Source organism: Streptomyces sp. NPDC049585 (assembly GCF_040675615.1).
Classification (GTDB): Bacteria; Actinomycetota; Actinomycetes; order Streptomycetales; family Streptomycetaceae; genus Streptomyces; species Streptomyces luteosporeus.
The window spans coordinates 34,291-45,626 of sequence record NZ_JBFAPE010000013.1 but is presented as its reverse complement, the minus strand read 5'-3'; the positions used below and the strand labels follow the sequence as shown (position 1 = coordinate 45,626).

Below are 11,336 nucleotides of genomic sequence, written 5' to 3'. Positions count from 1 at the left end.
CGCAAGCAGTGAGGACGACCGATGCCGCAGGCGTACATGGAGCAGACGGGCCTTCAGGAGACGGGTCCGCGGACCGGTGCCGGAGCCCGGGGCCTCCTGGAGCGGTGGCGCGAGCGCCTGACGGGCCCCGACGGCTGGCGGGGACCGGGCATATGGCGGCGCGGCCTCGTCCTGGCCGCGCTCGCCGTCGTCCTGGTCCTGCTGATGGTCCTGCACGCCGAGATCCCCAACCGGGTCGGCAACCTCGGCAGCCTCACCGAAACCTTTCTGCCCTGGCTGGGCCTGCTGATCCCGGTGCTCCTGGTGGCCGCCGTCCTGCGCCGCTCGGTCTCCGCGCTCATCGCCCTCCTGCTGCCGGCCGTCGCCTGGGTCAACCTCTTCGGCGGACTGCTGACCGACAAGTCCGGCAAGGGCGGCGACTTCACCGTCGCCACCCACAACGTCAACGCCGGCAACCCCGACCCGGCCGGCACCGCCCGCGCCGTCGCCGCCTCCGGCGCGGACGTCGTCGCCCTGGAGGAGTTCAGCGACGCCTCCCGCTACGAGAAGGCGCTCGCGGGCACGTACAAGTACCACTCCGTGCAGGGCACCGTCGGCATCTGGAGCAAGTACCCGCTGCGCGACGCCCGCCCCGTCGACATCAAGATGGGCTGGACCCGCGCCCTGCGCGCCACCGTCGAATCCCCCCAGGGACCCGTCGCCGTCTACGTCGCCCACCTGCCCTCGGTGCGCGTGAAGTTCAACGCCGGCTTCACCGCCGGCCAGCGCGACAACAGCGCCGAGGCACTCGGCCGGGAGATCGCCCGGGAGCCCGTCCGGAAGGTCGTCCTCCTCGGCGACCTCAACGGCACCATGAACGACCGCTCCCTGGCCCCCATCACCTCCCAGCTGCGCTCCGCCCAGGGCGCCGCCGGCAACGGCTTCGGCTTCAGCTGGCCGGCCGGCTTCCCCATGGCGCGCATCGACCAGATCATGGTCCGCGGCATGGACCCCGTCTCCGCCTGGACGCTGCCCGCCACCCCCAGCGACCACCTGCCCATCGCCGCCCGGATGAAGATCTGAGCCGTGCTCCTCTAGGGTGGAGGGCTTGCCCCGCGTGCCCCGCGTGCTCCGCACGTCCCACCACGCCTCACCACGCCCCACCCGAAAGGCAGCACCCCCATGCCCTTGGCGCTGCTCGCCCTCGCAGTCTCGGCCTTCGGCATCGGAACCACCGAGTTCGTGATGATGGGCCTGCTGCCCAACGTCGCCGGCGACCTCCACACCTCCGTGCCCACCGCCGGGTACCTCGTCTCCGCCTACGCCCTCGGCGTGGTCGTCGGCGCCCCGCTGCTGGCCGCACTCGGCGCCCGCCTCCCGCGCAAGCTCATGCTCGTCCTGCTCATGGTGCTCTTCACCATCGGCAACCTCGCCTCCGCGCTCGCCCCCACCTTCGGGCTGCTCGTCGCCGCCCGCGTCCTGGCCGGGCTGCCGCACGGCGCGTTCTTCGGCGTCGGCTCCGTCGTCGCCGCACAGCTGGCGGCCCGCGGGCGCCAGGCACGGGCCGTCGCCACGATGTTCCTCGGCCTGACCGTCGCCAACGTCGTCGGCGTCCCCACCGCCACGCTGCTCGGCCAGCACCTGGGCTGGCGCGCCACGTTCCTGGTCGTCGCCGGGATCGGCGTCCTCGCCGTCGGCGCGCTCGCCCTGCTCGTCCCACCCATTGCGCGCGAGGAGGGCGCAGGCCTCGCCCACGAGGTACGCGCCCTGGGCGCCCCGCAGGTGCTGCTCGCCCTGCTCACCGCCGTCTTCGGCTTCGCCGGCGTCTTCGCCGTCTACAGCTACCTCGCCTCCATGAGCACCGAGGTCACCGGCTTCTCCGAGACGTCCGTCACGCTCGTGCTCGCCCTCTTCGGCACCGGCATGACCCTCGGCGCCCTCGCCGCCGGCCGCCTCACCGACCGCGCCCCCCGCGCCACGCTGTACGGGTCGCTGGGCGCGCTGGCGGTCGTGCTCGTGCTCTTCGACTTCGCGGTCCATGTGAAGTGGGCGGCGCTCGTGACGGTGGTGCTGCTCGGCGCGGTCGGCTTCATGACCACCACACCGCTGCAGATGCTCGTCATGCACAAGGCACGGCACGCGCCGACCCTGGCCGCGGCCTCCAACCACTCGGCGTTCAACCTCGCCAACGCGGGCGGCGCCTGGCTCGGCGGCGCGGCCATCGCGGCGGGATGGGGATGGACGTCCCCCACGCTGGTGGGCGCGGCCCTGGCGGTCGTCGGCCTGGCCATCGCGGTGACGGCGGGCGCGCTGGACCGCGACAGTGGGTCGCGCGTGGTCGCGGGTGCACACTTGGAGCATGTGCCGCAGCATCAAGACGCTGAGACCGCCGGTCACGCCTGAGGTCAGCACGGAGGACGTCAGGGCCGCCGCCCTGCAGTACGTCCGCAAGGTCTCCGGCTTCCACACCCCGGCCGCGCACAACCAAGCGGTCTTCGACGAGGCGGTGGAGGCGGTGACGGAGGCGACGCAGCGCCTCCTGGCGGGGCTGGTGGTACGCGGGGCGAAGTGATCCCGCTGGTCCTCACACCGTCTCGCGCCACGCGTTCGTGATCGGCAGGCGGCGGTCCTTGCCGAAGCCCTTGGGAGAGATCTTCGTGCCCGGGGGGTACTGGCGGCGCTTGTACTCCGCCGTGTCCACCAGGCGCAGCACCTTCGCCACCAGCTCCGGGTCGTGTCCCTCCGCCACGATCTCGGCCCGGCCGCGGTCGCGGTCGACGTAGAGCTCCAGGATGCGGTCGAGGACCTCGTAGTCCGGCAGGGAGTCCGTGTCGACCTGGCCGGGGCGCAGTTCGGCGCTCGGGGGCTTGGTGATGGAGTTCTCCGGGATCGGCGGGGTCTCGCCGCGTTCGGCGGCGGCCTGGTTGCGCCAGCGGGCCAGGCGGAAGATGGCGGTCTTGTAGACGTCCTTGATGGGGCCGTACGCGCCGACCGAGTCGCCGTAGAGCGTGGAGTAGCCGCACGCGAGCTCGGACTTGTTGCCGGGGGCGAGGACGATGTGGCCCTCCTGGTTGGAGACGGCCATCAGCATCGTGCCGCGCAGCCGCGACTGGAGGTTCTCCTCGGCCAGGCCGGTCAGGCCGAGCGCGCCCATGTACGCGTCGAACATGGGGGCGATGGGGACGGTGCGGAAGTTCAGGCCGGTGCGCCGGGCGAGTTCCTCGGCGTCGGCCAGGGAGTGCTCGGAGGAGTAGCGCGAGGGCATGGCCACGCCGTACACGTCCGCCGCGCCGAGCGCGTCGCAGGCGATGGCGGCGACGAGGGCGGAATCGATACCGCCGGACAGGCCGATCAGGACGCTGCGGAAGCCGTTCTTGCGGACGTACGCGCGCAGGCCCGTCACCAGGGCGGTGTAGACCTCCTCGTCGTCGCCGAGGTGCCGGGCCCGGCCGCCGGTGAACTCCACCTCGCGGGCGGGCAGGACGTCGGTGGAGAGCGTGACGTGCTCGATGCGCAGCCCGTCGTCGACGACGCCCGAGGGGGCCTTGGCCGGGGCCGCGGGCAGGTCGAGGTCGAGGAGGAGGCAGGTCTCCTCGAACTGCGGGGCGCGGGCGACGACCTCGCCGTCGGGGCCGACGACGATGGAGTCGCCGTCGAAGACCAGCTCGTCCTGGCCGCCGGTGGTGGCGACGTAGGCGAGCGTGCAGCCGGCCTCCTGGGCGCGCTTGCGCACCAGCTCCAGGCGGGTGTCGTCCTTCTCCCGCTCGTAGGGGGAGGCGTTGATGGACAGCAGCAGCCCGGCGCCGGCGGTGCGCGCGGCCGGTACGCGGCCGCCCTCCTGCCAGAGGTCCTCGCAGATGGCCAGGGCCACGTCCACGCCGTGCACCCGCACCACCGGCAGGGTCTCGCCGGGCACGAAGTAGCGGAACTCGTCGAAGACGCCGTAGTTGGGCAGGTGGTGCTTGGCGAAGGTGAGCACGGCCGCGCCGCGGTGCAGGACGGCGGCGGCGTTGCGCGGGGCGCCGGCGGGGCGGCCCAGCCTGGGGCGGCCCTCCTCGCTGTGGTCGAGGTAGCCGACGACGACCGGCAGTTCGCCGAGGCCCTCCTGCTGCAGGCGGGCTGCGAGGTCGTGCAGTGCCCGGCGGCTGGCGGTGACGAAGGAGCGGCGCAGCGCCAGGTCCTCGACGGGGTAGCCCGTCAGGGCCATTTCGGGGAACGCGGCCAGGTGGGCGCCGTGCTCGGCCGCGTGGCGGGTCCAGCGGACGATCGCCTCCGCGTTGCCGGCGATGTCCCCGACGGTGGAGTCGATCTGGTTCAGGGCGAGACGAAGGTGAGCCACGCCGCCAGTGTAATCGTCTGACTGACGCAATGGGGGGTGGACGCCGCCGCACGGGTCGTGCGGCGGCGTTCGACGCAGGGGGGCTACTTCCGGTAGCCGAGGACCGTCATCATCCCCGACTCCGCGTGGTAGACGTTGTGACAGTGGATCATCCACAGCCCCGGGTTGTCCGCGTCGAAGTCGGCCTCCAGCCGCCTGCCCGGCAGCACGATCGCGGTGTCCTTGCGCGGCCCGCCGCCCGGCAGCGCGAACGTGTGACCGTGCAGGTGCATCGGGTGCCACATCGTGGTGTCGTTGACGAATACGAGCCGTACGCGTTCGCCCACCCGCACCGGAAGGCGCCGCTCCGGGTCGTACGGCTTCCCGTTGATCGCCCAGTCGTACCTCGCCATCGACCCCGTCAGCCGCAGCGTCAGCATCCGGTCCGGCCGGCGCTCCGGCAGTGCCGCGCCCGCGGCCGCCCGCAGGCGGGAGGCGGTCAGCGGCGCGCCGGACAGCTCCCGGGGACGTACGTCCGCGCCCGGCGCCGCGCCGCCGCCCGTGCGCAGCACGGCCAGCGCCGTGCGGTCCTTGCCCTCGGCCAGGGCCGTCAGCGGGAAGACGCCGTCCTTGGCCTCGACCAGGACGTCGTACCGCTCGCCCATGCCCAGCAGCAGCGCGTCCGTCTGTACGTGCTCGACGGGGAAGCCGTCCGTGTGGGTGACGGTCATCCGGTGGTCGCCCAGGGCCACGCGGAAGGCGGTGTCCCCGCCGGCATTGATGAGGCGGATCCTGATCCGGTCGCCCGGCCGGGCGGCGAACGTCTGCGGATCCTCCGGGACGCGGCCGTTGACCAGGTAGGACGGGTACGCCACGTCGCCGGCGTCCCCGCCGAGGTACGCGCTGGTGGCGCCCATCAGCATGCGCGGCGGGCCACCGGGCGCGGGTGAGGCGGACCCGTGATCCATGCCGCCGTGATCCATCCCGCCGTGGCTCATGCCGCCGTGGTTCATCGAGCCGTTGTTCGTGGAGCCGTTGCTCGTGGAGCCGTGGTCCATGCCGCCCATGCCCTTGCGGAGCTCCGCGAGCACCGCGTCCGGCGTGCTGCCGTCGACCCCGTCGACCCAGTCGTCGAGGACGACGACCCACTCCTTGTCGTACGCCAGCGGCTCCTTGGGATCCGCCACGATCAGCGGCGCGTACAGCCCGCGGTCCTGCTGCACGCCGGTGTGCGGGTGCAGCCAGTACGTGCCCGGGCGCGGCACCGCGAAGCGGTAGTCGAAGGAGGCGCCCGCTTGGACGGGGCGCTGGGTCAGGCCCGGGACGCCGTCCATGTCGTTGCGCAGGGCGAGGCCGTGCCAGTGCACGGAGGTGGGGACGGGCAGGTGGTTGGCCAGGGACAGCGCGAGCGTCTCGCCCGCGGTCAGGCGGATCTCCTTGCCGGGCAGTGCGTCGCCGTAGGCCCACGACGCGACCGTGCGGCCGGCGCCCAGCTCCAGGCGTGCGGGGGTCGCGGTGAGGGAGAAGGAGCGCAACGTTCCGGAGGGGCGCCGCGCCTCCGCGGCGGCGACCTCCTTGTCGCCGGGGGAGACGTAGGCGGGGTCGCGGTCGGGCGTGGCGGAGCCGGTCGAGCAGGCGGCGAGCAGGCCGGTTCCGGCCAGGCCGAGTCCCGCGCCGAGCACGGCGCGGCGAGAGGCGGACAGGGGAGTCATGAGGGATACCTCGTCGGTGATCGGTGGTGTGTACGGGCAGCAGCGAGCGCGCGCCGCCGCCTATACGCGCAGCACCGACAACCGGGCGAGGGACTTGTGCCGGGGCGGGGGTGGGTGGGGCCACAGGGCACGGGAGAACCAGGGCCGGGCCGCGGGCGCCGGCCGGGCGCCGGGGCGGCACAGGCCGGCCAGGGCGAGCAGGGCGAGAAGGGTCCAGCCGACGGCGAGGACGGCCAGGCACACGGACGACGGGTCCATGGCGGGGGTCCCGCCGCCCTCGTGGTGCCGCTCCCCGCCGTGCGCGCCGGCGCGGTCGGGCGCGTGTTCCCCCGCTGCCGCCGTGACCGCCCCCGCGCGGGACCCCTCGGCGTGACCGCCGGGGTGCCCGAGTGTGTGCATGGTCACGATTCCGAGCAGGAGCGCGGCGAGCAGCAGCGGCCGCCCGCACCGGGCGGCGATCCCGCGCCGTCCTTGCACCGCCTGCCTCCCGAGCCCCTGGATCTTGCCGGGCACCTTACCCCCGCGGGGTATCGGACGCCAGGCGTGCGCCCGGGACGGATGTGCGCGCAGTGGTGCGAAGGCCCGATCATTGGGCGAAAAGTTTTGACGCACGGCCCGAAGGACGCTCTTCCCCCATGACCCTCACGGACCAGGTTCGGGACGAACGTCCCCCCACCGCTGCGCCCGTCGCCGCTCCCGCGCCGGGAGCCCCGCAGACGCAGTTCATCTCGTGGGCCACGCTCGCGATGATGACCACCGCCTCCGTGGCCAACCTGCGCCCTTCGCCCTCGATGGCCCTCTTCGGCCTGGCCGCCGTCTTCCTCTACCTGCTGCCCGCCGTCGTCTTCCTGCTGCCGACCGCCCTGGTCTCGGCCGAACTGGCCTCCGGCTGGCCCGGCGGCGTCTACCGGTGGGTGAGCGAGGGGCTGTCCAAGCCGCTCGGCTTCCTCGCCGTGTGGTGCCAGTTCGCGATGACCATCGCGTACTACCCCAGCCTGCTGGCCTACGTCGCGAGCACCTTCGCCTACATCGTCGACCCGTCGCTGGCGGACAACGGCCTGTACATCGCCATCGTCATCGTCGTCATCTACTGGGCCGGCGTGCTGATCTCCTCGCGCGGCACCAAGGCCGTGGCCGGCCTCTCCAGCGCCGGGCTGGTCGTCGGAACGCTGATCCCCGGCGTCGTCCTCGTCGTGCTCGGCATGGTCTTCCTCGCCCAGGGCAACCCCTCAGCCGCGCCCATGGACTCCTCGCACGTGCTGCCGCCGTGGGCCGGCCTGGCCAGCCTCGTGCTGATCGTCAACAACTTCCTGTCCTACGCGGGCATGGAGATGAACGGCGTGCACGTCGCGGCCCTGCGCGAGCCCGGCAAGGACTACCCGCGCGCGATGTTCGCCGCCACCGGCCTCGTCCTGCTGATCTTCATCCTGCCCGCCCTGGCCATCAGCTGGGTCATGCCGGGCAAGGACCTGAGCCTGACGGCCGGCGTCATGCAGGCCTTCCAGGGCTTCTTCGACCACTTCGGCGTGGGCTGGCTGACCAAGGTCGTCGGCGTGCTGCTCGTGGCCGCGGCGCTCGGCGGCATGCTCACCTGGCTCGCCGGGCCCGCCAAGGGCCTGCTGATGGTCTCCCGGCAGGAGGGCTACCTGCCGCCGGCCCTGCAGAAGCTCAACCGGCACGGCGTGCCGACCACCATCATGGTCGCCCAGGGCGCCCTGACCACCGTCATCGCGCTGCTGTACGCCTTCATCCCCGACGTCTCCAGCGCCTACTGGATCTTCTCGGTCGTCACCACGCAGATCTACCTCGTCGTCTACCTGCTGATGTTCGCCGCCGCCATCCGGCTGCGCCGCACCCGCCCCGACGCGCCCCGCGGCTTCCGCGTCCCGGCCCTGCACCTGGTCGCCGGCGTCGGCTTCGCCGCCTCCGCCGCCGCGATGTGCATCGGCTTCGTCCCGCCGGAGCAGTTCGGCGGCCAGCCGCTGTGGCGCTACCTGCTCATCGTCGGCGGTGGCCTGCTCACCCTCGGCTTCCTCGCCCCGCTGGCCTTCCTCGCCCTGCGCAAGCCGCACTGGGTGGCGGCCGAGCACCGGCGCGACGGCGCCGTCGAGTAGCTTGTGCGTGCCCCGTCCGCGCCACGGGGCACGCACACGGCGACGCACGGACCGAGGGGGGTCCCATGAGCGGTACGGCACGGCCACCGGGGCGGATGCTGCGCGTCGGCGGGATCCCCCTGCACGTGCTGTGCGAGGGCTCGGGCCCGGTCTGCGTGCTCAGCCCGGGGCTCGGCATGGCCTGGTTCGACTGGGACCCCGTCGTACCCCTCCTCGCCCCCTACCGCACGGTCGTCCGCTTCGACCGCCCCGGCCTGGGCTTCAGCGCCCCCGCCGCCGAACCGCCCACCGCCGCCGGCGAGGCCGCCCGCATCGCCGGCGTCCTCGACGCCCTGGGCCTGGCCACCCCCGCCACCGTTGTCGGCCACTCGCTGGCGGGCCTGCACGCCGAGGCGTTCGCCCGGCTGTACCCCGAGCGCACGGCCGGCCTCGTCCTCGTCGACTCCAGCGTCGAGGAGGACGCCCGCCCCCTCGCCGCCCGCGAACTGCGCACCGCCGCCGCCCGCCTGCGGGGCCTTGCCATCGCCGCCGCCGGCCTGCCGCACGCCCTCGGCCCGGCCCTGCGCCGGCTGACCGCCCGCTCCGCCTCCGTGCGCCGCCGCGACCCCGTCCCCGCCGACCTGGTGCGCCGCGTCTACGGCAGCAGCCGCGTCGCCCGCGCCGTCGTCATGGAGAACGCCCGCTACCGCGACGTCGCCGCCGAACTGGAGGACCTGCGCGCCCACCACGGCCTGCCGCCCGTCCCCATCACCTTCCTGGCCGCCTCCACCGGCAGCGACTCCGCCCCCGAACGCCGCTGGCTGCACCGCCAGCGCGCCCTGGCCGCCCGCCTCGACGCCCGCTTCGAGGCCGTGGCCCCGGCCGGCCACCTGCTGATGCACGACCGCCCCCAGTCCGTCGCGGCGGCGGTCCTGGCGACGCCGTACGTCCACCGCCTGCGGGGCTGAGCGGGCCGCCGACCGCATGCGGGGGGCAGGCGCTGGGCAGTGGATTTCGTCCGCGCGTCAGTACGATGCACCCAGAGGCCGCAAGGCCGGATCCGCATGGAAACCCGCCGGTAACCCGGGGGCGTGATACTCAAGGTCCGGCCCGTGCCGGCCGCCAGCTCGACGCCGGGTGAAACGAGCCGTCTGACCTGCAAGGATAGGTAGCTATGGATAAGCAGCAGGAGTTCGTGCTCCGCACGCTCGAAGAGCGCGACATCCGGTTCGTCCGGCTGTGGTTCACCGACGTCCTGGGGTACCTGAAGTCCGTGGCGGTGGCGCCGGCCGAGCTTGAGCAGGCGTTCGACGAGGGCATCGGCTTCGACGGGTCCGCGATCGAGGGCTTCGCCCGCGTCTACGAGTCCGACATGATCGCCAAGCCGGATCCGGGCACCTTCCAGATCCTGCCCTGGCGCGCGGAGGCCCCCGGCACGGCGCGGATGTTCTGCGACATCCTGATGCCGGACGGCTCGCCGTCCTACGCCGACCCGCGCTACGTGCTCAAGCGCATCCTGGCCAAGACCTCCGACCTCGGGTTCACCTTCTACACCCACCCCGAGATCGAGTTCTTCCTGCTGAAGGACAAGCCGGTCGACGGCAGCCGGCCGGTGCCCGCCGACAACTCCGGCTACTTCGACCACACCCCGCAGAACGTCGGCATGGACTTCCGCCGCCAGGCCATCACCATGCTCGAATCGATGGGCATCTCGGTGGAGTTCAGCCACCACGAGGGCGCGCCGGGGCAGCAGGAGATCGACCTGCGGTACGCCGATGCACTGTCGACGGCCGACAACATCATGACCTTCCGCCTGGTGATGAAGCAGGTGGCACTGGAGCAGGGCGTGCACGCCACGTTCATGCCGAAGCCCTTCTCGGAGTACCCGGGGTCGGGCATGCACACCCACCTGTCCCTCTTCGAGGGCGACCGCAACGCCTTCTACGAGTCGGGCGCCGAGTACCAGTTGTCGAAGGTGGGCCGCTCGTTCATCGCCGGTCTGCTGCGGCACGCGGGGGAGACCTCGGCCGTCACCAACCAGTGGGTCAACTCCTACAAGCGCATCTGGGGCGGCTCCAAGCGCACCGCCGGTGCCGGCGGCGAGGCGCCGTCGTACATCTGCTGGGGCCACAACAACCGCTCGGCCCTGATCCGGGTGCCCATGTACAAGCCGGGAAAGACCGGCTCCACGCGCGTCGAGGTGCGCTCCATCGACTCCGGCGCCAACCCCTACCTGACCTACGCGGTCCTGCTGGCCGCGGGCCTGAAGGGCATCGAGGAGGGGTACGAACTGCCGCCCGGCGCGGACGACGACGTGTGGGCGCTGTCGGACGCCGAGCGCAGCGCGATGGGCATCGAGCCGCTGCCGCAGAACCTCGGCGAGGCCATCGAGCTCATGGAGCGCAGCGAGCTCGTCGCCGAGACCCTCGGCGAGCACGTCTTCGACTTCTTCCTGCGCAACAAGAAGCAGGAGTGGGAGGAGTACCGCTCCGAAGTCACCGCCTTCGAGCTGCGCAAGATGCTGCCGGTGCTGTGAGCGGCCCCGGCCGCGTCTGGTACGCGGCCTTCGGGTCGAACATGCACGCCCGGCGCCTGCGCTGCTACCTCACCGGGGGCAGGCCTGCCGGGGCGCGGCGGACGTACCCCAGCTGCCGGGATCCGCGTCCGCCGGAGCGGTCGGTGCCGCTGATGCTGCCCGGAGTGCTGTACTTCGCCACCGTCTCGCCCGTGTGGAGCGGCGGACGGGCGTTCTACGACCCCGACGGCGCGGGCACGACGGCCGCCCGCGGCTACCTGCTCACCGCCGCGCAGTTCTCCGACGTCGCCGCGCAGGAGATGTACCGCGAGCCGGGCCGGGACCTGGACCTCACCGGCGTCCGGGCCGGCTCCCGCGTCGTCCTGGGGCCGGGGCGCTACGAGACGCTGGTGTGCCCCGGCACGCTCGACGGGCACCCGGTGCTGACCTTCACCGCTCCCTGGGGCCACCGCGAGGTGCCCGGCAACCCGCCCTCGGCGGCGTACCTGCGGCACATCGCCGCCGGCCTGGCCGAGGCGCACGGCTGGGGCGCCGAGCGCGCGGCCGCCTACCTGGCCGGCTGCCCGGGAGCCGACGAGCACTGGACGCCCGAGTCCGCGGCGGCACTTCTGCGCTCGGCGCCGACCGATCACGACGGTGCCCCCGGCCGCCGGGGCGACTAGGCTCGTGCGTGGTCTGATCGGCGGGCACCGGAGCGG

General features: G+C 73.1%; 10 protein-coding genes. 7 read left to right on the top strand and 3 right to left on the bottom strand.

The features are described 5' to 3' along the window. The first annotated feature begins 21 nt into the window (after positions 1-21). The 3 genes from AB0K17_RS15925 (at position 22) to AB0K17_RS15915 (ending at position 2,551) form a co-directional block, all read left to right on the top strand. Positions 22-1,062, top strand: coding sequence for an endonuclease/exonuclease/phosphatase family protein (locus tag AB0K17_RS15925; RefSeq protein ID WP_365965517.1), 1,041 nt, complete (start codon positions 22-24; stop codon positions 1,060-1,062). Between the two features lie 99 nt (positions 1,063-1,161). Continuing rightward, entirely contained in the window at positions 1,162-2,382 is a 1,221-nt protein-coding gene (locus tag AB0K17_RS15920) for an MFS transporter (RefSeq protein WP_365983274.1), read from the top strand. Beyond that, a complete protein-coding gene (locus AB0K17_RS15915) occupies positions 2,339-2,551 on the top strand; it encodes a DUF2277 domain-containing protein (protein ID WP_365983273.1) in 213 nt (70 codons plus the stop codon). The genes AB0K17_RS15920 and AB0K17_RS15915 overlap by 44 nt, the downstream gene beginning before the upstream one ends. A 12-nt stretch (positions 2,552-2,563) precedes the next feature. Here the strand turns inward: AB0K17_RS15915 and AB0K17_RS15910 are convergent, their stop codons facing one another. The 3 genes from AB0K17_RS15910 to AB0K17_RS15900 all read right to left on the bottom strand — a co-directional run bounded on the left by AB0K17_RS15910 (position 2,564) and on the right by AB0K17_RS15900 (position 6,486). After that, positions 2,564-4,318 (bottom strand): NAD+ synthase, encoded by a 1,755-nt coding sequence (locus AB0K17_RS15910; protein ID WP_365983272.1) that lies wholly within the window; start codon positions 4,316-4,318, stop codon positions 2,564-2,566. Positions 4,319-4,401: 83 nt separating this feature from the next. After that, positions 4,402-6,009 carry a multicopper oxidase family protein gene (locus tag AB0K17_RS15905; protein WP_365983271.1) on the bottom strand — a complete coding sequence of 536 codons (1,608 nt, stop codon included), beginning with the start codon at positions 6,007-6,009 and terminating at the stop codon, positions 4,402-4,404. Between the two features lie 60 nt (positions 6,010-6,069). Next, the gene (locus tag AB0K17_RS15900) at positions 6,070-6,486 is read right to left on the bottom strand and encodes a DUF6153 family protein (protein ID WP_365983270.1); all 417 of its coding nucleotides are present in this window, start codon (positions 6,484-6,486) and stop codon (positions 6,070-6,072) included. A gap of 158 nt (positions 6,487-6,644) precedes the next feature. On the opposite strand from AB0K17_RS15900, the gene AB0K17_RS15895 reads away from it, so the two are divergent. From AB0K17_RS15895 to AB0K17_RS15880, 4 genes are all read left to right on the top strand, one after another. Then, positions 6,645-8,123 (top strand): APC family permease, encoded by a 1,479-nt coding sequence (locus tag AB0K17_RS15895; RefSeq protein WP_365983269.1) that lies wholly within the window; start codon positions 6,645-6,647, stop codon positions 8,121-8,123. A 65-nt stretch (positions 8,124-8,188) separates the two neighbouring features. Then, a complete protein-coding gene (locus tag AB0K17_RS15890; RefSeq protein ID WP_365983268.1) occupies positions 8,189-9,070 on the top strand; it encodes an alpha/beta hydrolase in 882 nt (293 codons plus the stop codon). Positions 9,071-9,276: 206 nt separating this feature from the next. Further along, the gene (glnA, locus tag AB0K17_RS15885) at positions 9,277-10,638 is read left to right on the top strand and encodes a type I glutamate--ammonia ligase (protein ID WP_365965530.1); all 1,362 of its coding nucleotides are present in this window, start codon (positions 9,277-9,279) and stop codon (positions 10,636-10,638) included. 41 nt (positions 10,639-10,679) lie between these two features. Further along, positions 10,680-11,300 (top strand): histone deacetylase, encoded by a 621-nt coding sequence (locus AB0K17_RS15880; protein ID WP_365983307.1) that lies wholly within the window; start codon positions 10,680-10,682, stop codon positions 11,298-11,300. Positions 11,301-11,336 lie beyond the last annotated feature (36 nt).

What these genes read in the sequence shown, in the direction of transcription:
- AB0K17_RS15925 (WP_365965517.1), top strand. Translation starts at nt 22, where the DNA reads ATGCCGCAGGCGTACATGGAGCAGACGGGCCTTCAGGAGACGGGTCCG.
- AB0K17_RS15920 (WP_365983274.1), top strand. Translation starts at nt 1,162, where the DNA reads ATGCCCTTGGCGCTGCTCGCCCTCGCAGTCTCGGCCTTCGGCATCGGA.
- AB0K17_RS15915 (WP_365983273.1), top strand. Translation starts at nt 2,339, where the DNA reads ATGTGCCGCAGCATCAAGACGCTGAGACCGCCGGTCACGCCTGAGGTC.
- AB0K17_RS15905 (WP_365983271.1), bottom strand. Translation starts at nt 6,009, where the DNA reads ATGACTCCCCTGTCCGCCTCTCGCCGCGCCGTGCTCGGCGCGGGACTC.
- AB0K17_RS15895 (WP_365983269.1), top strand. Translation starts at nt 6,645, where the DNA reads ATGACCCTCACGGACCAGGTTCGGGACGAACGTCCCCCCACCGCTGCG.
- AB0K17_RS15890 (WP_365983268.1), top strand. Translation starts at nt 8,189, where the DNA reads ATGAGCGGTACGGCACGGCCACCGGGGCGGATGCTGCGCGTCGGCGGG.
- glnA (WP_365965530.1), top strand. Translation starts at nt 9,277, where the DNA reads ATGGATAAGCAGCAGGAGTTCGTGCTCCGCACGCTCGAAGAGCGCGAC.
- AB0K17_RS15880 (WP_365983307.1), top strand. Translation starts at nt 10,680, where the DNA reads ATGCACGCCCGGCGCCTGCGCTGCTACCTCACCGGGGGCAGGCCTGCC.